Raw genomic sequence first — 22,923 nt, forward strand, 5'->3', positions numbered from 1 at the left:
CGTCAGGCCCCCGCCGCCGCGCTGATCCTGCTCACGAACCCCGGCACGATCCGCAACCCGCCCGCCGCGATCAGCCCGGACACGTCCTGCGCCCCGCCGGCGTCCGCCTCGAACGCGACCACGACCGCCGGCACCTCACCGCAGCACCGCTCGACCAGCCGCAGCTCCTCCGGCGTCGGTGCGCGGAACACCGGATCGTGGAAGTCCGCCGGGCACGCGACGTAGAGGGGATCGTCGAACACCAGCTCCAGCCCGTGGTGGTAGCCCAGGTCGTACCCGGCCGCCAGCCGCAACCGCCCAGGTTGCCAGGAAAACACGTCCCAGTCCCACCAGGACCCCTCCGGCAACTCGATCGTGTCCAAAACCGCTGTCCTCCGCCCCTCGACCGGGAGAGGATGATCCCATGTCGAACCAGCAGCCCGAAGAACCTCCGTACGGCCACTGCGTGGTGGCCAACGTGGCCGGGCAAACCACCCACGGCAGGGGCGGGCTGGACCTCCGGCGCGGCCTGAAGCACTTCGCGCCCGGTGCCAAGCTGTGGATCGCCCCGCCGCGCTGGGACCTCGGCGGCGGCCAGGTCGTGGTCGCCGGGCGGCACCGGGACAACAGCCGGCGGTACGTCACGCTCGTCACCGACATGCGCCACCTGGAGAACTTCCGGTCCCAGGAGGTCTTCAGCCCCGCCCTGCTGCGCGCCCTGACCCGACAGGGCCCCGGCGAGCCCCGTGGTCTGTGGACCGCCGAGCGGGCCGAGGAGTTCGCGACCCACCACAACGTCCCGCGCCTGGAGGTCCGCCTCGACGGCCACTACACGGCAGCGTTGGCCACCGTCCCGGAACCGCCGCCGATGGAGCTGGAGCACGACGGCAGGACGTACTACCTCGCCCACCTCAACGCCAACAGCGCCCGGTACTCGAGCCTGCCTCCGCCCGAGGAGCCCGCATGTCGATGAGCCGATCCCCCACCGGCCGGTTCTACGACGAGTTCGCGGCGGGCTACCACCTCCTCTACCCGGACTGGGAGGCCTCCGTCGCCCGGCAGGGCGCCGCCCTGGACGGCCTCGTCCGCGACCGGCTCGGCGACCGCCCGGCCACCGTGCTCGACTGTGCCTGCGGCATCGGGACCCAGGCGATCGGGCTCACCGCCCTCGGCCATCACGTCACCGGGACCGACCTCAGCCCGGCCGCCGCCGCACGCGCCACCCGTGAGGCCGCCGGCCGCGGTCTCCGGCTGCCCGTCGCCGCTGCCGACATGCGCCGGCTCCCGTTCCCCGACGCCACGTTCGACGTCGTCGTGTGCGCCGACAACGCGCTCCCGCACCTCCTCACCGCCGACGACGTCCGCGCCGCCCTCACCGACATGCGCCGCACCCTCCGCAGCGGCGGCCTGCTCCTCCTCACCACCCGTCCCTACGACGACCTGCGCCGCGGGCGCCCGACGTCCACCCCGCCCCAGACCGCCGAACGCGACGGCCACCGGTCCGTCATCTTCCAGCTCTGGCACTGGCACGAGGACGGCGAGCGCTACGACCTCGAACTCTTCCGGATGGCCCCGGACGCCACCGGCGAGTGGCGCACCGACGTGCACCGCTCCACCTACTGGGCGCTCACCCAGGCCCAGTTGACCGCCTTCGCCACCGAGGTGGGCTTCACCGACCCGACCTGGGCCCCACCGGAGGAGACCGGCTTCTTCCAGCCGGTGCTCATCGCCCGCGTGCCCTGACCTGAGCCGGCGGCCCGCCCGCCCATAGGTTCGTGCCGTTGCGCTGCCCCCACCGTGGGGCCTGACGTCGGGTCAGGGTCAACACTCGCAACTCGACGGCCTGCACCGGGCTCCGCGCCGCACGCGCGGCTGCGACGGCGGGGCGGCGAGGCGGCTCAGGTCTCGCGCTGCGGGTGGTACTCGGACTCGGGTATGCCGAACGTCCACGCGACCCCGGCCCGGGCGGTGCGGGTACTGGGCGGCACCCGCAGCCAGTAGGTGCGGAAGGTGCCGTCCGGCTCGGCCGTGGAGTTCACGACCTCGACCATGACGACGGGCTCGTCGCCGGGCATGACGATCCGCCACAGGACGCCGGTCTCGTCGCGGTGGAGCGGCTCGGCACCGGCATCGGCGAGGTAGCGGTCGTAGCCGTAGTGCTCCAGCAGGACCCGGCGCAGCTCGGCGTTCTCCTCGGTTCGGATCCGCTCGACGGTGATGTCGGCGAGGCCGGCCAGGAAGTCGGCGGGGACGGGCATGCCGCGCCAGGCGTACAGGGCGAAGCCGTCGGGGTGGGCGAGGGCCGGGCCGTCGGCGCGGTCGAGGCGGCCGGCCTCGTCGCGGTGGAGCTCGACGGGCCGCTCGCTGATCAGCACGACGTCCTCGTAGGGCCACCACCAGCCGGCCGTGCGGGCGGCCTCGGCCAGCGGGGCGACGGCGCCGTCGAGCGCCCCGGCGGCCTCGAAGGCGGCGAACCAGGGCGCGTCGTGCGGTCCGCGGACGGCGTCGAGCAGCGCGAGGCGGACGGTGGTGCGCCGGGCACGGGCCGTCCGTTCGTCGTCGGACGGCGCGCCGGGATCGGTCTCGGGGGCGAGCCGGTCGAGGACGGCGTTGCGCACGCGGTCGGCGAGCGGGGTGGTGACCGGGCCGAGTTCGCCGCCGGTGAGCGCCCAGTGCGCCGCCCAGCCGGCCGCACCGACCCGCTCGACGGCACGCCTCCGGGCCTCCTCCCAGGCCCGGGTGCGGACGGCCTCGCGAACGCTCACCGCGCCGGCCTCCCGCAGCTCCAGCGCCGCCTCGGCGGCGGCGAGCGGCGAACCGTACCAGCGGACGCCGGCGGGCTCTGGCAGCCCGGCCGCGCGGTAGGCGGCGCGGACGGCGCGCTCGGCCGCCGCGCGGTCGTCCGGGCCGGTGGCGGCCGCCGCCGCGCGCCAACGGGCCGTCGCCTCGGCGGGCCCGACAACCAGGTGGGTCGCGCTGTTCTCCATCACGTGCTCCGATCCCGGCCGGGCTCCCCGCCCGGCCGTCTGCGTCCGTACCGTCCTTCCGTCCACCGGCCGACCGCCGTGCGGGCGCGTCAGTCGGCGACCACCCGCACCGCGCCCGGCGCGTACTCGCGCTGGCGCACCACCCGGTACCAGCCCTTGGGCAGCGGGATCGCCGCGTGCTCCTCGTGCACGACCCGCCCGCCCTCGGGCAGGTGCAGCCAGCCGGCACCGAACGGCCCGGCCTCGCGGCGCAGCGCCCCCGGCCCGACGACGGCGTGCGCGTGGCCGGTGACCTCGCCGAGGGCGAGCACCATCCGGCCGCGGGCGTCCCGCGGCTGCACGGCCAGCCCGGCCACCCGCGCCGGCACGGCGGCCTCCCCGACCGGCACGATCAGCACGTCACCCTGGCGGTACATCGGCTCTCCTCCCCCACTGCACGACGGACACCGGCGAACGCCGGAACCCGAGGCTCCACCGTCACTCTCCGGAGCCACAACCGGAACATAGGGCAAGGGTCTGACATCGACGCGCTCGCACAAGACGCAGCGGGCCGGGACGTCTTCGGCGGGATCGGCTCCCACCCTGTGGTGATCGACCATGACGGCGACCACCTTGGGGGCTCTGAGCGCCCCGGCCGGCCGGATGCACGGAAGGCCCGTCCACCCCGCTGCCTGCCGGGGGGGACGGGCCTTCCTTCTCTCAGTTGCCCTGCGCGTTCTTGCGGCGGCGTGCCACGACCAGGGTGCCCAGCCCGAGGGCGATCGCGGTGGCTCCGGTGATCGCCATCGGCGCGGCGCTCGAACCGCCGCCGGTGGACGCGAGCCGCGCGTCCGGCGCGGCGGCCGGGGCCGCCACGGCCTGAGGGCTCGCCGCCTGGCTCTGCGCCGGCGCGGCGGCCTGTGCGACCGGAGCGGCGGACGGCGTGTCCGAGGGCGCGCCCGGCGCCGGAGCGGTGGCGGTCGGCGTCGGGGTCCGCGTCGGTGTCGGTGTCGGTGTCGGTGTCGGTTCCGGCGTCCCGGCCGCTGCCGACACGGTGAAGTCGGCCTTCGGGCCGAAACCACTGTTCGGGCTCTCACCCGGCCCCGGCTCGCCGCCCTCGACCGGAACCAGCGACTCGGCCATGGCGGGCGCGCTCTTGGTGAACGACAGCCGCACGTTGACCGTACGGGTCTCCCCCTTGGGCAGGTCGAGGACGTCGGCGCCCTTGTCGCCCGTCCACCGCGACATGTAGAGCCAGCCGGAGCGGCCCGGGCCCGAGTCGAAGCCGGGCCTGCCCTCCTGCCACCGGCCGCCCGGCGCCTCGTACTCGAACGTGAGGACGTCGGCGGTGAGCTCGGTCTGCCCCTGGAACACGACGGTGGGCAGGACCTTGAGGTCCTTGCCGGTCCGGTTGGTGTAGACCAGTTTGAACTGCTTCGCCTCCTCCCCCGCCACGAAGGAGGCCGGCACGCCCTCCAACCTGGCCTCCGGCCGCGGGGCGGGCGTGGGCGCCGGGGTGCTCGGCGTCACCCGCGGGGCGATCGTCAGGTTCAGGTACGGGCTGCCCGTGGACGTGATGCGCTGCTCCGGCGGCAGCGCGGGATCCGACACCACGACGCCGAGGCTCGCCGAGAACCGGACGAGCGGGGCGTCCGCCGACACGGTGAGGCGCAGCCGGTAGGCGGCTTCCGCGCCGCTCGCCAGGTGCAGCTGGGTGGCGAACTGGTCCAGCTCCCAGAACCCGCCCCCACCGGCGTCGGTGTTGTTCACCGTCGCGTCCTGCCATTGCGTGCCGCCCGGCCGCTGGTACTCCAGCTTGAGCCGGCTCTGCTTGAGGCCGTCGCCGCGAACTCCCGCGACGGTGAAGGAGGTGGTCGCGTCGACCCGGTGGTCGGCGGTGTTCTTCAGGGTCGCGGTGAACTCCACCGGCTCGCCGCCGGCCTTGACGGTGGTGGGGCCGTCCATGGCGACGGTGACCGGGGAGGCCGGTGCTTGCGGGGTCCGGGCCGTCGCGGTGCCGCCCGCGGCGGCGGACACGGCCGGAGCCGTGGCGAGGGCCAGGCCGGACGCGAGCGTGGCGGCGGCGGTCACGGCCATGAATCTGCGGTGCTGGATGCGCATCGGAACCTCACGGGAGAATTCGGACGGAACTCGTCGAAACGTGAAATCGCCTACGCGAGAGGCCATTTCTGGCGCAGCGGAACCGGTGCTTCGCCCCCCAACGAACAGCGATCGCGGCATCTTAACCGGACGGTTCCGGCCCCCGGCGGCCGGGGCCCGCGCGCTCACGAGTGCCCCCGCCGCGGCGGATTGTCGGACCCGACTGGTAGACACGTGTTCGGCCCGACACCCGAGGAGCAGCGCCATGACCGTCAACGACCACATCGAGGAGTTCCACGGCCTCCCCGTCTTCGACTTCGCCGAGGCGGTCGAGCGGGAGGAGGCGGCCGCCGGAACGCTGCCGCAGGCCACCGCGGTGGCGTGGAAGGTCGGTCTGGACTACGACTCCGAGGGCACCTTCGGCGAGCGGTGGCAGCGGTTCCTCGACACCGTCGACACCGCCCGGGTCACGGCTGTCGTGATCGGCCAGTGGTTCACCGAAGGCCCCGAGCCGTTCAGCGACGACGCGCTGGCCGCGATCACCGGCTCGGCCCACCGGCTGCCCGCCCTGCGCGCACTGTTCGTCGGGGACATCACCTACGAGGAGAGCGAGATCTCCTGGCTGGAGATGTGCGACGTCACCCCGCTGCTGACGGCCTTCCCCCGGCTCACCGAGCTGGTGGTGCGCGGCGGCACGGACCTCGAACTGGAGCCGGTGCGCCACGAGGCGCTCACCGCGCTGCGCTTCGAGGCGGGCGGCCTGCCCGTCGAGGTCGTCCGCGCCGTCGCCGCCTGCGAACTGCCCGCGCTGGAGCGGCTGGAGCTGTGGCTCGGCGTCGAGAACTACGGCGGCGACGCCACGCTCGACGACCTCGCGCCCTTCCTCGACGGCTCGCGCTTCCCCGCGCTGCGCCACCTCGGCCTGCAGAACAGCGAGTTCCAGGACGACATCGCCGCCGCCGTGGCCCACGCGCCGGTCGTGGCCCGGCTCGCATCGCTCAACCTGTCGATGGGCGGCCTCTCCGACCAGGGCGCGGGCGCGCTGCTGGAGGGCCAGCCGCTCACCCACCTCCGCGCCCTCGACCTGCACCACCACTACCTCACCGACGAGATGCAGCAGCGCCTGCGCCAGGCCCTCCCCGACGTCGAGATCGACCTCTCCGGCGGCGGCGACCCGGGCGGCCGCCGGCGCTACGTCGCCGTGGCCGAATAGCCGTCACCCGCCACACTCCACCACCACCCGACCCCGCCAGGAGCGGACATGACCGTCGACCACCACCCCGGGCGCTTCCACGAGCTGCCGATCCACGACTTCGAGCCCGGCGCCGCGAAGCGGCCCGCCGCCGGCGCCGTCGCGTGGCGGCTCTCCCTGGAGTACGACGCCCCGCACGACTTCGCCGCCCTCTGGGAGACGTTCCTCGACACCGTCGACCCGGCGGCCGTCCGGGCACTGGTGATCGGTTCCTGGTGGCAGCGGGACTACGAACCCGTCAAGGAGGCCGTCGGCCTCCTCGCCGACGCCGCCGAACGCCTGCCCGCCTTGGAGGCGCTCTTCCTCGGCGACGTCACGTTCGACGAGTGCGAGATCTCCTGGCTGGAGATGTGCGACGTCACCCCGCTGCTGACGGCGTTCCCCGCCCTCGGCGAGTTCACCGTGCGCGGCGGCACCGGCCTGGCGTTCAAGCCGGTGCGCCACGACCGGCTCCGGTCCCTGCGCTTCGAGGCCGGCGGCCTGCCCGCCGAGGTCGTCCGCGCCGTGGGCGCCTGCGAACTGCCCGCGCTGGAGCGCCTGGTGCTCTGGCTCGGCGTGGACGAGTACGGCGGCGACGCGACCCTCGACGACCTCGCGCCCTTCCTCGACGGCACGCGGCTGCCGGCGCTGCGCCACCTCGGCCTGGCCAACAGCGAGTTCCAGGACGAGATCGCCGCGGCCGTCGCGCACGCACCCGTCGTGGCCCGGCTCGAAACGCTCGACCTGTCGATGGGCGTGCTCACCGACGAGGGCGCCACGGCCCTGCTGGAGGGCCAGCCGCTCACCCACCTGCGCTCCCTCGACCTGCACCACCACTACCTCACCGACGAGATGCAGCAGCGCCTGCGCCAGGCCCTCCCCGACGTCGAGATCGACCTCGGCGATGCCGAGGACGCCGACGAGGACCCCGACGAGCGCTACGTCGCGGTGGCCGAGTAGCGGGCGGGTGACGGCACGATGACGACGCGGCTGACCGTCCTCGGCAACCCGGGCCACCGGCGGGTGACACTGTTCGCCGCCGCGGCCCGGGCCGCCGGCCTGCCCGAGCCCGCCGTCCTGCCCTGGCTGGACGTGCTGCGCGGCGGGTACCGGCTGCCCGAGGGCGCTCTGCTGCGGATCGAATCGCCCGGCGAGGAGCCGGCGGTGGACGAACTGCTGCGCGGCCCGGCACTCGGCCCGTCCTACGCGCCCACCCGCGTGGAGGGCACGGCCGCCTGGTACGCGGGCGTGATGTCCGCGCTGCGCGCCCTGGCGGCCCGACCCGGCGTGCGGCTGCTCGGCGATCCCGAGGAGATCGCCGTCATGTTCGACAAACGCCGGGCGCACGCGGCGCTGGCCGCCGCCGGGGTGCCGGTGCCCCGCGCGCTCGACACCACCGGCCTGACGGGCTGGGGCGAGCTGCGCGAGCGCGTGCGCGGGGCCGGCCTGCACCGGGTCTTCGTCAAGCCCGCGCACGGCTCCTCCGCCTCGGGGGTGGTGGCGCTGGAGTTCGGCCCGCGCGGCCAGGTGCAGGCCACCACGTCCGTCGAGCCGGCCGGCGGCGAGCTGCACAACTCGCTGCGGGTGCGGCGCTACCGCGGCGAGGCCGAGGTGGCCGCGATCGTCGACCGGCTCGCACCGGACGGGCTGCACGTCGAACAGTGGGTCCCGAAGGCGGCGCAGTCCGGCCGCTCGGCGGACCTGCGGGTCGTCGTGGTCGCCGGCCGGGCCACCCACGCCGTGGTGCGCACCAGCGCCCAGCCGATGACCAACCTGCACCTCGGCGGCGCCCGGGGCAGCCTCGACCTCGCCCGCGAGGCCGCCGGGCCCGCCTGGCCGGCCCTCCTGGAGACGGCCGAGCGCGCCGCCGCCTGCTTCCCCCGCTCGCCGATGGTCGGTGTCGACGTCCTGCCCGTCACGGGCTGGCGGCGCGCCGTGGTCGGCGAGGTCAACGCCTTCGGCGACCTCCTGCCGAACCTCACCGGCCTGCCCGGCGGCCCCGCCGAGGGCCTCGACACCTACGCCGCCCAGCTGGCCGCCCTGACCGCCACCCACCCCGGAACGACAGAACGATGAATCACCAGATCCCCGGCACGCACGCACACCCGGACCCCGACATGAACGCCGTCGTGGGCACCCACGACCTCCTGCTCGTCACGCTCGACACCCTCCGCTTCGACGTCGCCGAGGAGCTCGCCGCCGCCGGCCGCATCCCGCACCTCGCCGCGCACCTGCCCGGCGGCCGCTGGGAGCGCCGCCACGCGCCCGGCAGCTTCACGTACGCCTCCCACCAGGCGATCCTGGCCGGCTTCCTGCCCACCCCGGCCGCGCCCGGCGGCCCGCACCCGCGCCTGTTCGCGGCCCGCTTCGCCGGCTCGGAGAGCACCGCCCCGCGCACCTGGGTCTTCGACGCCCCCGACCTGCCGACCGCGCTCGGCGCGGCCGGGTACCGGACGGTGTGCATCGGCGGGGTCGGCTTCTTCAACAAGCAGGGCCCGCTCGGCTCGGTGCTCCCCGGCCTGTTCCAGGAGAGCCACTGGACTCCGGAGATGGGCGTGCCCTCGCCGAGGTCGTTCGAGGCGCAGGTCGCCCGGGCCGAGCAGGTCGTCGCCGAACAGCCCGCCGGACAGCCGCTGTTCCTGTTCCTGAACGTCTCCGCGCTGCACCAGCCGAACTGGTTCCACCTGCCCGGCGCCACCCGCGAGCACGGCGACTCGCGCGCCAGCCACGCCGCCGCGCTGGAGTACGTGGACGCCCACATCGGCCGCCTGTTCGCGGCGATGAGCGCCCGCCGCCCGTGCTTCGCGATCGTCTGCTCCGACCACGGCACCGCGTACGGCGAGGACGGCTACACCGGCCACCGGATCGGCCACGAGGTGGTCTGGACGGTCCCGTACGCCCACTTCACGATCCCGCGCCGCTCCACAGTCCCCCGCGACTCCACGATCCCCCACCACACCGCGGTCCCCCGCACGAGCACCACCGAGGAGCCCGCGGCATGACGACGGCACCCCCACGCACCGAATCGCCCTACCAGTCGTACGTCTACGCCTACCCGCACAAGACGGCGTACCGTCCGCTGCCCGAGCGCCCGGCGCTGGCCGAGCTGTGGGCGGGCGAGGCGCAGCACTCGCTCTCGCTCTACCTGCACATCCCGTTCTGCGAGGTGCGCTGCGGCTTCTGCAACCTGTTCACCCGGATCGGCAGCCCGGAGGGCCTGACCACCGCGTACCTGGACGCGCTGGAGCGCCAGGCCGACGCCGTCCGCGGGGCACTGGACGCCGACGCCCGGTTCGCGGTGGCCGCGTTCGGCGGCGGCACGCCCACGTACCTGACGGCGGGCGAGCTGGAGCGGCTGTGCGACATCGCCGAGCGGCACATGGGCGCCGACCTGCGGGCGATACCCCTGTCCGTGGAGGCCTCCCCCACCACCGCGACGGCCGACCGGCTGGAGGTCCTGGCCGCCCGGGGCACCACCCGGCTGAGCCTGGGCGTGCAGTCCTTCGTCGACGCCGAGGCCCGCTCGGCGGTCCGCCCGCAGAAGCGCGCCGAGGTCGAGGCGGCCCTCGGCCGGATCCGCGCGGCCGGTTTCCCGGTGCTCAACATCGACCTCATCTACGGCATCGACGGCCAGACCGAGGCCAGCTGGCTGCACTCGCTGGACGCCGCGCTCGCCTGGCAGCCCGAGGAGCTGTACCTCTACCCGCTGTACGTCCGCCCGCTCACCGGTCTGGCCCGGCGCGGCGAGCAGGAGAGCCTCTCCGCCTGGGACGCCCGCCGGCTCGCGCTCTACCGCACCGGCCGGGACCACCTCCTCGCGCACGGCTACGAGCAGGTGTCGATGCGGATGTTCCGCCGCGCCGCGTCCCCGCAGGCGGGCGTGAGCGAGTACGCGTGCCAGACCGACGGCATGGTCGGCCTGGGCTGCGGGGCGCGCTCGTACACGTCGCGGCTGCACTACTCCTTCGACTACGCGGTCAACGCGACCGAGGTGCGCGGCATCATCGACGACTACGTCGCCACGGCGGACTTCCACCGGGCCGAGGTCGGACACGCCATGACCGGCGACGAGCCGCGCCGCCGCCACCTCGTCCAGTCGCTGCTCCAGGCTCAGGGCATGTCGCTGGCCGACTACCGGGCCCGGTTCGGCGGCACGCCCGCCGAGGACTTCCCCGCCGAGCTGGCCGAGTTCGCCGAGCGCGGCTGGCTGGCCGGGGACGATGCGCGCCTGGTGCTCACGCCGGAGGGGCTGGCGCACTCGGACGCCGCAGGGCCGATGCTGTTCTCGCCCGGGGTCCGGGCGCTGATGGCGGGCTACGAGGCGAAATGACGTTCCTCGGCATGCCGTCCCCGCCTCCCACCGAACCTCCCGCCGACGACTCCGTGCGCGACTCGGCGAACGCCGCCACCACCGGCGCCCCGCGGGACCTCACCCTCCTCTACCGCGGCCCGCTCGCCTCCTGCGACTACGACTGCCCGTACTGCCCGTTCGCCAAGCGGCGCGACACGCCCGAGCAGCTGCGCGCCGACCGCGCCGCGCTGGAGCGCTTCACCGCCTGGGCCGCCGGGCGGGCGGGCACCGGCGACACGCTGTCGCTGCTGTTCACCCCGTGGGGCGAGGGCCTCGTGCGGTCGTGGTACCGCCGCGCACTGGCCGAGCTGAGCCGGCTCCCGCACGTCCGCCGCGTCGCGATCCAGACCAACCTCAGCTGCCGCACCGACTGGCTCGCCGAGGCCGACCTCGACAGCCTCGCCCTGTGGGTCACCTACCACCCCGGCCAGGTCACCCACGACCGCTTCCTCGCCAAGTGCCGCGAGCTGGACGCACTGGGCGCGCGTTACAGCGTCGGCGTGGTCGGCCAACCCGAGCACCTCGCCGAGGCGCGGCGCCTGCGCGCCGCGCTCGCTCCGCACGTCTACCTCTGGATCAACGCCGCCGAGGGCCGCACGTACACCGACGCCGAGGCCGCGCAATGGGCCGCCCTCGACCCGCACTTCGGCTACAGCCGGCACGCACACCCGAGCGCCGGGCTGCCCTGCCGCACGGGCGAGTCCGTGCTCTCGGTGGACGGCGACGGCACGGTGCGCCGCTGCCACTTCGTCCGGGAGGTCCTCGGGAACCTCTACGACGGCAGCTACCGCGCCCGACTCCGCTCCCGCGCCTGCCCGTTGCCGGTCTGTGACTGCCACATCGGTTACGTCCACCTGGAGACGCTGCCGTTGTACGAGCTATTCGGCGCGGGTGTCCTGGAACGGGTGCCGGCGGAGTGGCCACCGGCAGCGTGAAGCGTCGCCGGAGCGCGTGCGCGCCCACGCTGCGCGACGTCCCGGCGACACCCCGCGCACACCCCGCAGCGGCGCTCCGCCCGCCGCGCGGCCACGCCCGCACCTCCCTAGCCTGGTAATCAGGAGGAGGCGAACCACCATGCTTGGAGACGGACCGCTGCAGGCAGTCATCCCCGCCACCGACCTCGGCCGCGCCAAGGCCTTCTACACGGACGTGCTCGGCCTCAAGCTCACCAGGGAGGACGAGGAGCAGCTCACGTGCGATTGTGGCGGCACCGAGTTCACGATCTACCACACCCCCAGCGGCGGCCAGTCCGCCCACACGCTCGCCAGCTTCAAGGTCGGCGACCTCGACGGCGAGATGGCCGCCCTGCGCGAGCGCGGCATCACGTTCGAGGAGTACGACTTCCCCGGCCTGAAGACCGTCGACGGCGTCGCCGAGCGCGACGACATGCGCGCCGCCTGGTTCAAGGACAGCGAGGGCAACATCCTCTGCGTCGCCCAGCGCACCGACACCTGATCACCACCCCGCGATTCACCCCCACGATTCACCCCCACGAATCACCCCCGCGAACCCCTGGAACCGACACGACCGCCGGACTGCCGTCCCCGGAAGCGGATCGCGCTCCCGCGGACGGCGGTTCGGTAGGGTCGGGCCATGAGCGAGCAGATCGTCCCGCCCTTCGGCAGGTTCCCCGTCGTCCGCGCGGCGCTCGACGTCCACGACGAACTCGCAGCGCCCGTCGCGGACGCGCTGAAGAACTGGGACGCCCACGAAGACGGCCAGGAGGCGGCGCGCTCGGTGCTGTACGTGGACACCGACCCCGACAAGGCGGACACCGCCGTCTTCTGCGAGACCTACGGGACACCGCTCGAATACTCGGCGAACTGCGTGGTGGTCGCCGCCAAGCGCGGCGGTGAGGTCACGCTGGCCGCCGCCGTCGTCCTCGCGACCACCCGGCTCGACGTCAACCAGGTGGTGCGGAGGCACTTGGGGGCGCGCAAGGCGTCGTTCGCGCCGATGGACACCGCCGTCGCCGAGACGGGCATGGAGTACGGCGGCATCACCCCCGTCGGACTGCCCGCCCACTGGCCCCTGCTGATCGACGAGGCCGTGGCCAAGGCCCCACACGTGCTCATCGGCAGCGGCCGACGCCGGGGCAAGCTGATCCTGCCGGGCCCCGCACTGGCCCGCCTCCCGCACGCCGAGGTGCTCCCCGGCCTCGCGACCTGAGCCCGCCCGCACGGGACGGAGCACCCTCCGCACGCCGATAGGCTGCCAACGTACTGCCGGACACCGGCAGGGGCCCGACACGGGGCTTCGGTCGGACGACGAAGGCGGAAGGCACGATGGAAGACCGCGGCGACAAGGTGCTGCGCGTGCTGGCGCGGCTGCGCCTGACCACCGTCTACGTCCTGCTGCTGACCGCGACCGCCGCCTGGCTCGCGAGCCAGAGTCACGCCGGCCGGGCCCGCTTCGTCCGGCACAACAGCAGCAACGTCCACCACATGGAAGTCGGCAAGTGGTGGACCCTCTTCACCAGCGGGCTCGTGGTCGACGGCGTCCCCGCCTGGGCCGGGATCGCCGCCGTCGTCGCCGTGCTCGGCCTCGCCGAGTGGCGGTGGGGCGCGCTCCGGGCGGGCGCCGTCTTCGCCTTCGGGCACCTCGGCGCCACGCTGCTCACCGAGGGCGCGATGTGGGTCATGATCACCACCGGCATCCCGGGCGCGCTCTCCCGCGCCCGTGACGTCGGGATCAGCTACGGCCTCGTCGCCACCGGCTCCTGTCTGCTCGCCCTCGGCCCCAGGCCTCTGCGCCGGTACGGCCTTCCGGCGCTCGCCGTCGCCCTCGCCGCGGCCTGGGCCGTGGACCAGGAACTCGCCGACGCGGGCCACCTCATCGCCCTCGCCCTCGGCGTGCTGGCCTCCCGCCGGCCCTGGCTGCGCAAGCGCGCCGTCCGGGCACCCGCCGGAGCCGCCCCCAGGCGCCTCCACCGCGCGGCCGCCGGATAGTCGACGGGCACCCGCGGTTCACCTCCCGCCGCAGCTCGGCCGCTATCATGCGCGGACGTTCGATTGGCTGCACCGCCCCGCCGGATGACAGCCGCTCAGCACAGTGGAGGGGACCGGATGTTCAACACCGACGGCACCAGTGGGACGGACGTCCCGACCGATCTCCGGACGGACCGCCCGCACCCGGCGCGGATCTACGACTACTGGCTCGGCGGCAAGGACAACTTCCCCTCGGACCGGGCCGCGGCCGAGCACGCCATCGCCGCCGCGCCCGACATCCCGCAGGCGGCCCGCGAGAACCGCGCCTTCCTGCGCCGCGCCGTGCGGCTCTGCGTCGAGGCCGGCGTCCGGCAGTTCATCGACATCGGCTCCGGCCTGCCCGCCCGCGGCAACGTCCACGAGGTCGCCCAGGAACTCGCCCCGGACGCGCGCGTCGTGTACATCGACAACGACCCCATCGTCCTCGCCCACGGCCGGGCCCTGCTCGCGGACAACCGCAGCACCACCGTCCTGACCGGCGACCTCCGGGACATCGAGGAACTGCTGGACCGCTCCGAACTGCGCTCCCTGATCGACCTGTCCCAGCCCGTCGCCGTGCTCATGCTCGCCGTCCTGCACTTCGTCGACGACGCCCAGGCCGCGTCCGCCGTCCGGGCCGTGCGCGAGAGAGTCGCCCCGGGCAGCCACCTGCTGGTGTCGCACAGCACCGCCGAGGGCAACCCGCAGCGGGCCGAGGAGGTCGGCAAGACCTGGCAGAACGCGACGTCCCGGATCAACGGGCGCGGCCGGGCCGAGGTCGAGGCCTTCTTCGACGGCTGGGAGCTGCTGGAGCCCGGCGTCGACTTCGTCCCGCTCTGGCGCCCGGACGGCTCCACCGCGAACACCACCCGCTGGATGTACGCGGGCGTCGGCCGCAAGTCCTGACCCCGGCGACCACCACCGCGGCCCCGCCCGACGGCACCGACCACCGCCGCGACCCCGCCCGACGGCACCGGTCCGCCGGGCGGACCCGGCCGCCACTTTCGTATTGTCTTGCGCTACTCTGCAAACCTATGCCAGGGTGACGGCGTCGGACACCAGTGCCGAAACGTCCCACACGTCGCTAGTTCGAAGGCCCGCGCGCCGCGGGTCCAGGGGTGCACGCATGTCGAAGGTCTTGAGCAAGCTGCCGGTCGGTGAACGGATCGGCATCGCATTCTCCGGTGGGTTGGACACCTCCGTCGCGGTCGCGTGGATGCGCGAGCACGGCGCCGTCCCCTACGCGTACACGGCGGACATCGGCCAGTACGACGAGCCGAACCTCTCCGACGTGCCCGCGCGCGGCCGCGCCTACGGCGCCGAGCAGGCCCGCCTCGTGGACTGCCGGGCCGCGCTGGTCGAGGAGGGCCTGGCCGCGCTCGCGTGCGGCGCCTTCCACATCCGCTCGGCCGGGCAGACGTACTTCAACACCACCCCGCTCGGCCGTGCCGTGACGGGCACCCTGCTGGTCCGCGCCATGCAGGAGGACGAGGTCTCGATCTGGGGCGACGGCTCCACCTACAAGGGCAACGACATCGAGCGGTTCTACCGCTACGGCCTGCTCGCCAACCCCAGCCTGCGGATCTACAAGCCGTGGCTGGACCAGCGGTTCGTCTCCGAGCTGGGCGGCCGCAAGGAGATGTCCGAGTGGCTCGCCGAGCGCGACCTGCCCTACCGCGACTCCGCCGAGAAGGCCTACTCCACCGACGCCAACATCTGGGGCGCCACCCACGAGGCCAAGCGCCTGGAGTACCTGGACGCCTCGATCGAGATCGTCGCCCCGATCATGGGCGTGCCGTTCTGGGACCAGTCCGTCGACATCCCGGCCGAGGACGTCACCGTCGAGTTCGAGTTCGGCCGCCCGGTGCGGATCAACGGGCGGGTGTTCGCCGACGACGTCGAGCTGGTGCACGAGGCCAACCGCATCGGCGGCCGGCACGGGCTCGGCATGTCCGACCAGATCGAGAACCGCATCATCGAGGCCAAGAGCCGCGGCATCTACGAGGCGCCCGGCATGGCCCTGCTGCACACCGCCTACGAGCGACTGCTCAACGCCATCCACAACGAGGACACCCTCGCCACCTACCACGCCCAGGGCCGCCGCCTCGGCCGGCTGCTGTACGAGGGCCGCTGGTTCGACCCGCAGGCGCTCATGCTGCGCGACAGCCTGCAGAAGTGGGTCGGCCAGGCCGTCACCGGCAGCGTGACCCTGCGCCTGCGCCGCGGCCAGGACTACTCGGTGCTCGACACCCAGGGCCCGAACTTCAGCTACCACCCCGAGAAGCTGTCGATGGAGCGCAGCGTGGACGCCGCGTTCGTCCCGGACGACCGCATCGGCCAGCTGACCATGCGCAACCTCGACATCGCCGACTCCCGCAGCAAGCTGGAGCAGTACGCCACGCACGGTCAGCTCGCCCCCTGGAGCGGCCTGATCGGCAAGCTCGCCCCGGGCGGCGCGGCGCCGATCGCAGCAGCCAGCCAGGACGCCGGGGCGGTCGCGGCCGAGGCCACCGCGCTCGACCAGGCGGCCATCGAGTCCGGCAACGACTGATCCCCGCACTCCCCCGCCCGAGGGCCGTGGCACCGCGTGTGCCACGGCCCTCGGCCGTGTCCGAAGCCGCCCGCGCGTACCCGCGCAAGACGCGTGCCGGCGTCGTGGCGGTGTCGTGCCGACGTCGCGCCGACGTTGTGCCCACGGCGGCCCGGGGCGGACCATGGACGGAGGAGGACCCCGTCGTCCAGAGCGGGAGCGGGGATGGGTGAGGCAGTCGGTGCGATGCTGGCGTCGGCCGCGGGCATCGCGATCGGCCCGCGTCCGCTGATCGCGGCGATCCTCATGCTGGCCGCTCGGCGCGGTCGCGCCAACGCGCTCGCCCTGACGGTGGGCCGGGCGGCCGCCCTGGGTGCGATCGTGGCGGTCGTCGTGACGGCCGTCGTGACGGCCGGCAGCAGGCCGGCCCCCGGCGGCGAGCCCACCTGGTCGTCCTGGCTCAAGCTCGCGCTGGGCACGCTGCTCGTGCTGCTGGCGCTCGGGCAGTGGCGGGACCGGCCGCGCGAGGGCCACGTCAACGCGCCGCCGGGCTGGATGCGCTCGGTGCGCCGCTTCACCGCGGGTCGATCGGCCCGTCTCGGGGCGGCCCTCGCCGCCGCGAGCCCGAAGGACGTCGTCCTGGCCGTCGGCGGCGCCGCCTCCGTCGCCGCGAGCCCGACGAGCGGCGCGGGCAAGGCGGTGGCCGGCACGTTGATGGTGCTCATCGCCTCGCTGTGCACGCTGCTGCCGCTCGCGGTGCACCTCCTGGGCCGCGACGGCTCCGCGCGCACCCTGGGCGAGTGGAAGGCCTGGATGTCCGCCCACCACACCGCGATCACGACGACGGTCCTGGCCGTCCTCGGCACCACCTACCTCGGCGACGCCCTCACCGGCCTCGCCTGAACCCGCGCGAGCCGAGCAGACCCCGCGCGAGCCGGGCAGCCCCCGCGCGAGCCCGCAGCCCCCGCGCGAGCCGAGCAGACCCGCCGTTCCCGAACGACGCCGCTCCCCCAAGAGCCGCGAGGTGGCCCGTATCCACCACTTCGACCGAATGTGCGCGGGTCTGACGGTTGATGACATACTCCTCTGCGCAATACCCGGCGCTGCCGTTACGACGCCGGGCCGACATCCACGGGGGACACGAACGTCCATGTCATCGATACGTCGTACCCAGCGCACCGCGCGCGCCGCCCTCGCGGCGTCCACGCTGACGCTGACGCTCCTCGCCACCTCCGCCTGCGGGCCGGACAACAGCTCCAGTGACGCGGCGGCCACCACGGCCGCGACCGCGGCCGCCACGAGCGCCACGGCCACCGCCGCCGCGAGCGGCAAGGCGCCCGGGCTCGGGCTGCCGGCCAACCTCGACGACCTCAAGAAGTGGAAGACCGCTGACTGGGAGAAGTGGGCCAAGGACTACGCGGCCCCGGCCGTCGCCAAGGGCTACTGGACCGTCGAGAAGCTCCTCGCCGCCAAGCCGGTCGACCAGCTGAAGCCGCCGGCGACCACGCCCACCGGCCAGCCCACCCAGGCCCCGCAGCCGACCGCGCAGCCCACCGGCGCGAGCACCCAGCCGCCCGCCGACGGCGGCAACGACGCCCCGCCGCAGAGCGTCGAGGCCCAGGCGGACGCCCACCCGTACGCCAAGAACCTGGCCGTGTTCGGGAAGATCTTCTTCGACAAGCCCGGCGCCGCGACCCTCGACCCGGGCAAGCTCGGCCAGCACTACGTGTGTTCGGGCACCGTGGTCGCCGACCCGGCGCACCCGGGCAAGAGCAACCTGGTGTGGACCGCCGGGCACTGCGCCCACCAGGGCAAGGGCTCGACGTTCAACGAGAACATCGTCTTCATCCCGGACTTCAACGCGGGCGGCGCCGTCAGCGGCGGCAAGCGTCCGACCGACGTCTCGCAGTACGCGCCGTACGGCGAGTGGGGCGCCGTCAACCACGTGACCTCCCCGGTCTGGGAGGCCGAGGGCGGCGAGGTCGGCCCGGCCGCCCAGTACGACTTCGCGATCCTGCGGGTGAAGCCGGAGAACGACACGGGCAAGTCGCTGGAGGAGACGGTCGGCGGCGCGGTGCCGGTCTGGTTCAACGCCCCGCGCGACCAGCTCAACATCACCAACTACGGCTACCCGGCCGCTCCCCCGTTCGACGGGCTGGAGCTGAACCACTGCCCAGGCGGCAAGCCGTCCCGGATGTCCTTCGACCCGTCGCGCCCGCCGATGCTGGCGATCGGCTGCTCGATGACCGGCGGTTCGAGCGGCGGCGGCTGGCTGTCGACCAAGGACGGCAAGCCGGCCCTGGTCAGCAACGTGTCGGTCGGCAACGACGCGCTGAAGTACCAGGCCGGTCCGTACCTGGACGACGTGGCGGCCGGCCTGTTCGACTTCATCTCCAAGAAGGGCTAGCCACCGGCTGCCCACGGCCATCGGCCCCCGCCCGCCCCCACGTCACGTGCGGGCGGGTGGGGGCCGTCGTCGTCAGCGGATCCGCGCCGGCCCCCTCCCCCGCACCGCCCGCACGCCCAGCCGGCCGTCGTCCGCCCGTGGGCTCACCGCGGCCGGTATCTCCCGGAGCGTCAGCACGATCTCGCCGTCGAAACGTTCCGCCAGCAGCCGCACCAGCTCCGCGGCCCCGTCCGGCCGCACGTCGGGGGCGAGGGCGGGCAGCCGGCCCGGGGCGCTGAGGTCCTGCGCCTGGACGGCCCAGCGGGCCGCGTCGCCGTCCTCGCCCTCGGCCGCGTAGTGCACCGCCAGGCAGTGGACCGCGAGTTGGTCGCCGTACTGCGCGGCGATCCGCCACCAGAACACGGCGTCGGCGGTGCGGTCCATGCCGTAGAGCAGGCAGCCGAGGGTCCGGAAGGCGGCCTTCTCGGCGAGCTCCAGGTCCAGCGCGAGTTCGCACGGCTCGACCGTGCCCGCCACGCCCCAGCACAAGTGCCGCAGGTCGCGCCGGAGTTCCGCGCGCCCCGCGCCGTCCCGGCGGGCCGCGCCGGTGCGGCGGCCGGCGGCCGGGCGGACGGTGCGGTCCCGGCCCGTGCCCGGCCGCTCGGCGGCCGGGCGCCCGCCCTCCGGGCCGTCGGCCGCGAGCCGGTCGGCGAGGCGCCGGGTGAAGTCCGCCGGGTCGTGGTCGCGGAACTCCCTCTCCAGCCCGGCGGAGTCCGCCCGCAGCAGGTCGCCGAGGTTCATTCCGCCGCCCGCCCCTCGCCCGACTCGCCGCCACTGGCGTGCTCCAGCAGGTACTCCAGGTGCCGCCGCCCGAGGCTGTAGTAGGTGCGGGCGGTGGTGTGCGCGATGCCGAGCGCGCGGCCGATGTCCGGGTAGGAGAGGCCCGCCTGCCGCAGCCGGACGACGTCGGCCTGGACCGGGGCGCTGCGCGCGAGTTCGTCCATCGCCCAGTCCAGGGCGTCGAGTTCGGCGAGTTCCTCCAGCTCGTCCTGGCTGGTGTCGGGGCGCCGCTGGGCGATCACCCGGAGCCGCTTGCGCTCGGCGCGGTGGCGCTCGCGCAGGACGTCCACGATCGCGTCCTTGAGGACCTTGAACGCGAAGGCCCGCGGATCGGCGCTGGCCAGGGCCCTGCGCCAGTTCTGGTAGAGCACGGCACCGGCGTTCTGGACGGCGTCCTGCGCGTCCTCGCGGTGGCGCAGCCGCTGCTGCGCGTACCGGAGGTAGCCGGGGTTCTCGCGGGTGAAGAAGGCCTCGAAGTCGGCCGGAAGGCCGTCGAGCGGGTCCGTCCGCACGTCGTGCTCCTCGCCCGGCCCGGGGGTGGTCGGCACGCGCTTCCCCTTTTCGGTGAGTCGGTCGGCCGGCCCACCGGTTGGCACGCCGACGGCCCCGCGGGGGGCTCGTGGTGTAACCGTCCCGGAGCAGCGGGTTGTTGACCCGAAGCGGTGGGCAATAATCGACCGCTTCCGTTCACTTCCGGACACCCGCGCTGACCTGCCGGTTCCGGCCCGTCCGGCCTACCGGCCCGACGAGACAGTGACGCAGATCACACTCAAGGGTTTCGCCGACTTGACCCGCGGCGCGCCAGCCCACTCGGCCGACCGCGCCGGGCCGGGCCGCGCCTACTCGACCGGTTCGACGGCCGCCGAGTCCAGCGCCGCGGTCACCTGGTCCAGCAGGACGCGCAGCGCGGCGAGGTCCTCGACGGGCATCCCGGTCGCGGTGAGCAGCCGGCGCGGCACCTGCCCGGCGCGCTCGCGCAGCGCGACACCCTCCGGGGTGAGCGCGACGGTCACCGACCGCTCGTCCTCCGGGCTGCGCTCGCGGCGCACCAGGCCGGCCGCCTCCAGCCGCTTGAGCAGCGGCGACAGCGTGCCGGAGTCCAGCCGCAGGCGCTCGCCGATCCGCTTGACCGGCAGTTCGCCGTCCTCCCACAGGACGAGCATGACGAGGTACTGCGGGTAGGTGAGCCCGAGGTCCTTGAGCAGCACCCGGTAGACGCCGCCGAAGGCGCGGGAGGCCGCGTTCAGCGAGAAGCAGATCTGCTGGTCGAGGCGGAGCAGGCGCTCGTCCGACGCGGCGGGGTGTCCGGGAGGCGTGGTCATGCACCCATGGTACCGATCGGGTTCACGCGATTTAGTTGTGCGCAATTGAATTGCGTGCTCTACTTGTCATCGGCAGGACGCCGCAGCGGAGCACCGCTGCGGGAGCGAAGCCGGAAGAAGCAGACCAGCAGGAACAGCAGAAGGGAACGCATCATGGACGCGCTCTACACCGCAGCCGCCACCGCGAACGGCCGTGAGGGCCGCGCCGTCAGTTCCGACGGACAGCTGGACCTCGCCCTGGCGATGCCGCCCGCACTCGGCGGCAGCGGACAGGGCACCAACCCGGAGCAGCTGTTCGCGGCCGGCTACGCGGCCTGCTTCGCCAGCGCGCTGGGCCTGGTCGGCCGGCAGGCCCGGGTCGACACCAGCGAGGTCTCGGTGACCGCCGAGGTCTCCATCGGCAAGGACGGCGCCGGCTTCGGCCTCTCCGTCGTGCTGCGCGTCGAGCTGCCCGAGTCGCTCGCGGGCGAGAACGGCGAGCTGCTGGTCAAGCAGGCGCACGAGGTGTGCCCGTACTCCCGCGCCACCCGCGGCAACATCCCGGTCGAGCTCGTCGTCGAGTAGCCGTCCGGCCGCCGCCCCGCCCGATCACCCGATCACGGCAGCGGGCAGCCGCGGCGAACCGCCGCCACGGACCTCCGGGGCCCGCCGCACACCCCCGATGCGGCGGGCCCCGGCCCGTACCCCCGCCTCACCCGCCCGGCCCCGGACCCGGCCCGTTCGCGGACCGCAACGTGTCCAGTCTGAGCCGGTACTCGTCCGCGTCGATCTCCCCGCGGGCGAACCGCTCCGCGAGCAGCTGCTCCGGGGTCGGCCCCGTCATCCCCGCGCGAGGCGCTCCGGCGGCGGCCGCACCCTGCGGCAGCGGCCGGTGCGAGCGCGAGACGTACCGGGACAGGGCGACGGCGGCGAGCACCAGCAGCACCAGGACCAGCAGCATCACGAGCACCATCAGGCCGATGCCCCAGCCGCCCAGCCCGTGGTGCACGTACCCGTGCCAGTGCCTCATCGGGACCTCCTCCTCCGGCCACGGCGGGCCTGTCGAGGTGACTGTCGCCAGTACCACCATCGTGCGCCCGCGGACCCCCGAAGTGCGCTGAGGAAAGCGTGAGAAAACGTTCCGGCGCCACCGGCGCTCCGGGCCGGGGTAGCGTTCGGCCCATGGACCACCACACACCGGCCGGCGAGCGCTCCGCCGAGCAGCTCGTCGCCGCAGGGGTGCTCCGCCGCCACCCGGACGGCCGCCCGCACCCCGCGCTCGGCCACTCGCCGATCTCGTACGTCTCCGCCGCGCTGTGGGCCGAGCTCACCGAGCTCGCCATCGCCCCGGCCGCCGCCGAGGCCACCGCCCGCGCGCTGCTGGACACGATCGCCGCCGACGCCGTGGACGCGGCCCTCGCGCCGGGCAACGAGACCGCCCCGCGCGACGACCTCTACGTGACGCACCCCGCGCACATCGGCCGGCATCGCCGGGTCGTCTGGTTCCAGCGCTCCGGCCCGCGCGGTCCGATCATCGCCACGTTCCCGCCCGAACACCGACCGAGCTGAACGCCCCGAACACCCCGACGGCTCCGGGGCTCATCTCTCCACGGTCAGGCTGTGGCACACCCAGCTGAGCCGGTCCGGCCCGCCGACCGCCGGCCGGTCGTGGTACACCCCGTCCGCCACCGACAGGTTGACGATCAGGTACGCGTGCCAGCCCGCCCCGACCCCGTGCAGGTCGGCGTACACGAGCTCGTCCCCGACGTACCAGTCCACCGAGTGCGCGCCGAACACCACGCGCATCCCGAAGGTCGCGCCCGGGCCGATGCCGCTGCCCTCGCCGTGCCAGTACCGGAACCCGCCGCGGACGTGGTTGGAGACCTCCAGGAGGTCAGGGTGGTCCGGGTGGTACTCGAAGACGTCCACCTCGTTGCCGCCGTCCCGCCAGGTCCAGATCGCCGGCCACGCGCCGACGTCGACGGGCAGCGTGACGAGCGCCAACAGCTCGTCCCCGGTGCGGACCTGGAAGCCCTCGGGACTGCCCTCGGTGGTCAGCAGGCTGCACGTCCACAGCCCGCCCGCGTGCCGGCGGGCAGCCGTGAAAACGCCCCCGGGGCAGTACGAGCGGCTGAGGTAGTCGAGTTTGTGGTCGCTCCGGTTCGTCGGCCCCATCCGGGGATACGCGCTGCTGCGCCCGGCGATCCACTGCCTGGTCGAAGTGAAGTCCGCGTCGAACACGACTGCCACGGCCGCCTCCCCGGTGCTCCGCC

General features: G+C 74.2%; 26 protein-coding genes. 17 read left to right on the forward strand and 9 right to left on the reverse strand.

Features of this window, described 5'->3' with window-relative positions; all coding sequences use genetic code 11:
* Positions 1-2 precede the first annotated feature (2 nt).
* Positions 3-362: a hypothetical protein gene (locus tag ACFVSN_RS03150; RefSeq protein ID WP_387590513.1), complete on the reverse strand. Its 360-nt coding sequence runs from the start codon at positions 360-362 to the stop codon at positions 3-5.
* A gap of 41 nt (positions 363-403) precedes the next feature.
* Here ACFVSN_RS03150 and ACFVSN_RS03155 point away from each other — a divergent pair, with 41 nt between their 5' ends.
* Together ACFVSN_RS03155 and ACFVSN_RS03160 are read left to right on the forward strand one after the other, a co-directional pair.
* A complete protein-coding gene (locus ACFVSN_RS03155) occupies positions 404-952 on the forward strand; it encodes a hypothetical protein (protein WP_387590510.1) in 549 nt (182 codons plus the stop codon).
* Positions 949-1,722, forward strand: coding sequence for a class I SAM-dependent methyltransferase (locus ACFVSN_RS03160; RefSeq protein ID WP_387590625.1), 774 nt, complete (start codon positions 949-951; stop codon positions 1,720-1,722). The genes ACFVSN_RS03155 and ACFVSN_RS03160 overlap by 4 nt, the downstream gene beginning before the upstream one ends.
* Before the next feature lie 155 nt (positions 1,723-1,877).
* Here the strand turns inward: ACFVSN_RS03160 and ACFVSN_RS03165 are convergent, their stop codons facing one another.
* From ACFVSN_RS03165 to ACFVSN_RS03175, 3 genes are all read right to left on the reverse strand, one after another.
* Positions 1,878-2,966, reverse strand: coding sequence for a DUF6745 domain-containing protein (locus tag ACFVSN_RS03165; RefSeq protein WP_387590507.1), 1,089 nt, complete (start codon positions 2,964-2,966; stop codon positions 1,878-1,880).
* An 89-nt stretch (positions 2,967-3,055) separates the two neighbouring features.
* Positions 3,056-3,382, reverse strand: a complete 327-nt coding sequence (locus ACFVSN_RS03170) for a hypothetical protein (protein ID WP_380447466.1) — start codon at positions 3,380-3,382, stop codon at positions 3,056-3,058.
* 283 nt (positions 3,383-3,665) lie between these two features.
* A complete protein-coding gene (locus tag ACFVSN_RS03175; protein WP_387590503.1) occupies positions 3,666-5,066 on the reverse strand; it encodes an LPXTG cell wall anchor domain-containing protein in 1,401 nt (466 codons plus the stop codon).
* A gap of 244 nt (positions 5,067-5,310) precedes the next feature.
* Here ACFVSN_RS03175 and ACFVSN_RS03180 point away from each other — a divergent pair, with 244 nt between their 5' ends.
* The 13 genes from ACFVSN_RS03180 (at position 5,311) to ACFVSN_RS03240 (ending at position 18,530) form a co-directional block, all read left to right on the forward strand.
* Positions 5,311-6,258, forward strand: a complete 948-nt coding sequence (locus ACFVSN_RS03180; protein WP_387590501.1) for an STM4015 family protein — start codon at positions 5,311-5,313, stop codon at positions 6,256-6,258.
* 48 nt (positions 6,259-6,306) lie between these two features.
* Positions 6,307-7,236 carry an STM4015 family protein gene (locus ACFVSN_RS03185; RefSeq protein WP_387590498.1) on the forward strand — a complete coding sequence of 310 codons (930 nt, stop codon included), beginning with the start codon at positions 6,307-6,309 and terminating at the stop codon, positions 7,234-7,236.
* 18 nt (positions 7,237-7,254) lie between these two features.
* On the forward strand, positions 7,255-8,352 hold the full coding sequence (locus tag ACFVSN_RS03190) for an STM4014 family protein (RefSeq protein ID WP_387590495.1): 1,098 nt from the start codon (positions 7,255-7,257) through the stop codon (positions 8,350-8,352).
* Between the two features lie 41 nt (positions 8,353-8,393).
* A complete protein-coding gene (locus tag ACFVSN_RS03195; protein ID WP_387590622.1) occupies positions 8,394-9,278 on the forward strand; it encodes an STM4013/SEN3800 family hydrolase in 885 nt (294 codons plus the stop codon).
* A complete protein-coding gene (locus tag ACFVSN_RS03200) occupies positions 9,275-10,606 on the forward strand; it encodes an STM4012 family radical SAM protein (RefSeq protein ID WP_387590492.1) in 1,332 nt (443 codons plus the stop codon). Before ACFVSN_RS03195 ends, ACFVSN_RS03200 begins: the two co-directional genes overlap by 4 nt.
* Before the next feature lie 11 nt (positions 10,607-10,617).
* Positions 10,618-11,562: an STM4011 family radical SAM protein gene (locus tag ACFVSN_RS03205; RefSeq protein ID WP_387590489.1), complete on the forward strand. Its 945-nt coding sequence runs from the start codon at positions 10,618-10,620 to the stop codon at positions 11,560-11,562.
* Positions 11,563-11,701: 139 nt separating this feature from the next.
* Positions 11,702-12,082 (forward strand): VOC family protein, encoded by a 381-nt coding sequence (locus ACFVSN_RS03210; protein ID WP_387590486.1) that lies wholly within the window; start codon positions 11,702-11,704, stop codon positions 12,080-12,082.
* Between the two features lie 138 nt (positions 12,083-12,220).
* Positions 12,221-12,796: a YbaK/EbsC family protein gene (locus tag ACFVSN_RS03215; protein ID WP_387590483.1), complete on the forward strand. Its 576-nt coding sequence runs from the start codon at positions 12,221-12,223 to the stop codon at positions 12,794-12,796.
* Between the two features lie 116 nt (positions 12,797-12,912).
* Positions 12,913-13,575: a rhomboid-like protein gene (locus ACFVSN_RS03220; protein WP_387590480.1), complete on the forward strand. Its 663-nt coding sequence runs from the start codon at positions 12,913-12,915 to the stop codon at positions 13,573-13,575.
* Positions 13,576-13,692: 117 nt separating this feature from the next.
* Positions 13,693-14,499: an SAM-dependent methyltransferase gene (locus tag ACFVSN_RS03225; protein ID WP_387590477.1), complete on the forward strand. Its 807-nt coding sequence runs from the start codon at positions 13,693-13,695 to the stop codon at positions 14,497-14,499.
* 220 nt (positions 14,500-14,719) lie between these two features.
* Positions 14,720-16,144, forward strand: coding sequence for an argininosuccinate synthase (gene argG, locus ACFVSN_RS03230; RefSeq protein WP_387590474.1), 1,425 nt, complete (start codon positions 14,720-14,722; stop codon positions 16,142-16,144).
* A gap of 204 nt (positions 16,145-16,348) precedes the next feature.
* Positions 16,349-17,026, forward strand: coding sequence for a GAP family protein (locus ACFVSN_RS03235; RefSeq protein ID WP_387590471.1), 678 nt, complete (start codon positions 16,349-16,351; stop codon positions 17,024-17,026).
* A gap of 247 nt (positions 17,027-17,273) precedes the next feature.
* Positions 17,274-18,530: a hypothetical protein gene (locus tag ACFVSN_RS03240; RefSeq protein ID WP_387590468.1), complete on the forward strand. Its 1,257-nt coding sequence runs from the start codon at positions 17,274-17,276 to the stop codon at positions 18,528-18,530.
* 72 nt (positions 18,531-18,602) lie between these two features.
* Here the strand turns inward: ACFVSN_RS03240 and ACFVSN_RS03245 are convergent, their stop codons facing one another.
* From ACFVSN_RS03245 to ACFVSN_RS03255, 3 genes are all read right to left on the reverse strand, one after another.
* Positions 18,603-19,310 (reverse strand): hypothetical protein, encoded by a 708-nt coding sequence (locus ACFVSN_RS03245; protein WP_380495479.1) that lies wholly within the window; start codon positions 19,308-19,310, stop codon positions 18,603-18,605.
* A complete protein-coding gene (locus tag ACFVSN_RS03250) occupies positions 19,307-19,897 on the reverse strand; it encodes an RNA polymerase sigma factor (protein WP_380439737.1) in 591 nt (196 codons plus the stop codon). Before ACFVSN_RS03250 ends, ACFVSN_RS03245 begins: the two co-directional genes overlap by 4 nt.
* Positions 19,898-20,188: 291 nt before the next feature.
* Positions 20,189-20,671 (reverse strand): MarR family winged helix-turn-helix transcriptional regulator, encoded by a 483-nt coding sequence (locus ACFVSN_RS03255; RefSeq protein ID WP_380439739.1) that lies wholly within the window; start codon positions 20,669-20,671, stop codon positions 20,189-20,191.
* A gap of 153 nt (positions 20,672-20,824) precedes the next feature.
* On the opposite strand from ACFVSN_RS03255, the gene ACFVSN_RS03260 reads away from it, so the two are divergent.
* A complete protein-coding gene (locus ACFVSN_RS03260) occupies positions 20,825-21,235 on the forward strand; it encodes an organic hydroperoxide resistance protein (RefSeq protein WP_359958273.1) in 411 nt (136 codons plus the stop codon).
* 127 nt (positions 21,236-21,362) lie between these two features.
* Here ACFVSN_RS03260 and ACFVSN_RS03265 read toward each other — a convergent pair whose 3' ends face one another.
* Positions 21,363-21,680 carry a hypothetical protein gene (locus ACFVSN_RS03265; RefSeq protein WP_380495483.1) on the reverse strand — a complete coding sequence of 106 codons (318 nt, stop codon included), beginning with the start codon at positions 21,678-21,680 and terminating at the stop codon, positions 21,363-21,365.
* Positions 21,681-21,832: 152 nt separating this feature from the next.
* Between ACFVSN_RS03265 and ACFVSN_RS03270 the strand changes: the two genes are divergently transcribed.
* A complete protein-coding gene (locus tag ACFVSN_RS03270) occupies positions 21,833-22,219 on the forward strand; it encodes a hypothetical protein (RefSeq protein ID WP_387590462.1) in 387 nt (128 codons plus the stop codon).
* Positions 22,220-22,249: 30 nt separating this feature from the next.
* On the opposite strand, the gene ACFVSN_RS03275 is transcribed toward ACFVSN_RS03270, so the two are convergent.
* Complete coding sequence (locus ACFVSN_RS03275; RefSeq protein WP_387590459.1) at positions 22,250-22,900, reverse strand: beta-glucanase; 651 nt, start codon at positions 22,898-22,900, stop codon at positions 22,250-22,252.
* Between the last annotated feature and the right edge of the window lie 23 nt (positions 22,901-22,923).

The organism is Kitasatospora sp. NPDC057904 (assembly GCF_042887925.1).
Classification (GTDB): domain Bacteria; phylum Actinomycetota; class Actinomycetes; order Streptomycetales; family Streptomycetaceae; genus Kitasatospora.

What these genes read in the sequence shown, in the direction of transcription:
- ACFVSN_RS03220 (WP_387590480.1), top strand. Translation starts at nt 12,913, where the DNA reads ATGGAAGACCGCGGCGACAAGGTGCTGCGCGTGCTGGCGCGGCTGCGC.
- ACFVSN_RS03265 (WP_380495483.1), bottom strand. Translation starts at nt 21,680, where the DNA reads ATGAGGCACTGGCACGGGTACGTGCACCACGGGCTGGGCGGCTGGGGC.
- ACFVSN_RS03215 (WP_387590483.1), top strand. Translation starts at nt 12,221, where the DNA reads ATGAGCGAGCAGATCGTCCCGCCCTTCGGCAGGTTCCCCGTCGTCCGC.
- ACFVSN_RS03210 (WP_387590486.1), top strand. Translation starts at nt 11,702, where the DNA reads ATGCTTGGAGACGGACCGCTGCAGGCAGTCATCCCCGCCACCGACCTC.
- ACFVSN_RS03205 (WP_387590489.1), top strand. Translation starts at nt 10,618, where the DNA reads ATGCCGTCCCCGCCTCCCACCGAACCTCCCGCCGACGACTCCGTGCGC.
- ACFVSN_RS03190 (WP_387590495.1), top strand. Translation starts at nt 7,255, where the DNA reads ATGACGACGCGGCTGACCGTCCTCGGCAACCCGGGCCACCGGCGGGTG.
- ACFVSN_RS03235 (WP_387590471.1), top strand. Translation starts at nt 16,349, where the DNA reads ATGGGTGAGGCAGTCGGTGCGATGCTGGCGTCGGCCGCGGGCATCGCG.
- ACFVSN_RS03255 (WP_380439739.1), bottom strand. Translation starts at nt 20,671, where the DNA reads ATGACCACGCCTCCCGGACACCCCGCCGCGTCGGACGAGCGCCTGCTC.
- ACFVSN_RS03260 (WP_359958273.1), top strand. Translation starts at nt 20,825, where the DNA reads ATGGACGCGCTCTACACCGCAGCCGCCACCGCGAACGGCCGTGAGGGC.
- ACFVSN_RS03225 (WP_387590477.1), top strand. Translation starts at nt 13,693, where the DNA reads ATGTTCAACACCGACGGCACCAGTGGGACGGACGTCCCGACCGATCTC.
- ACFVSN_RS03240 (WP_387590468.1), top strand. Translation starts at nt 17,274, where the DNA reads ATGTCATCGATACGTCGTACCCAGCGCACCGCGCGCGCCGCCCTCGCG.
- ACFVSN_RS03200 (WP_387590492.1), top strand. Translation starts at nt 9,275, where the DNA reads ATGACGACGGCACCCCCACGCACCGAATCGCCCTACCAGTCGTACGTC.
- ACFVSN_RS03165 (WP_387590507.1), bottom strand. Translation starts at nt 2,966, where the DNA reads ATGGAGAACAGCGCGACCCACCTGGTTGTCGGGCCCGCCGAGGCGACG.
- ACFVSN_RS03170 (WP_380447466.1), bottom strand. Translation starts at nt 3,382, where the DNA reads ATGTACCGCCAGGGTGACGTGCTGATCGTGCCGGTCGGGGAGGCCGCC.
- ACFVSN_RS03155 (WP_387590510.1), top strand. Translation starts at nt 404, where the DNA reads ATGTCGAACCAGCAGCCCGAAGAACCTCCGTACGGCCACTGCGTGGTG.
- ACFVSN_RS03180 (WP_387590501.1), top strand. Translation starts at nt 5,311, where the DNA reads ATGACCGTCAACGACCACATCGAGGAGTTCCACGGCCTCCCCGTCTTC.
- ACFVSN_RS03160 (WP_387590625.1), top strand. Translation starts at nt 949, where the DNA reads ATGAGCCGATCCCCCACCGGCCGGTTCTACGACGAGTTCGCGGCGGGC.
- ACFVSN_RS03270 (WP_387590462.1), top strand. Translation starts at nt 21,833, where the DNA reads ATGGACCACCACACACCGGCCGGCGAGCGCTCCGCCGAGCAGCTCGTC.
- argG (WP_387590474.1), top strand. Translation starts at nt 14,720, where the DNA reads ATGTCGAAGGTCTTGAGCAAGCTGCCGGTCGGTGAACGGATCGGCATC.
- ACFVSN_RS03185 (WP_387590498.1), top strand. Translation starts at nt 6,307, where the DNA reads ATGACCGTCGACCACCACCCCGGGCGCTTCCACGAGCTGCCGATCCAC.
- ACFVSN_RS03245 (WP_380495479.1), bottom strand. Translation starts at nt 19,310, where the DNA reads ATGAACCTCGGCGACCTGCTGCGGGCGGACTCCGCCGGGCTGGAGAGG.
- ACFVSN_RS03175 (WP_387590503.1), bottom strand. Translation starts at nt 5,066, where the DNA reads ATGCGCATCCAGCACCGCAGATTCATGGCCGTGACCGCCGCCGCCACG.
- ACFVSN_RS03195 (WP_387590622.1), top strand. Translation starts at nt 8,394, where the DNA reads ATGAACGCCGTCGTGGGCACCCACGACCTCCTGCTCGTCACGCTCGAC.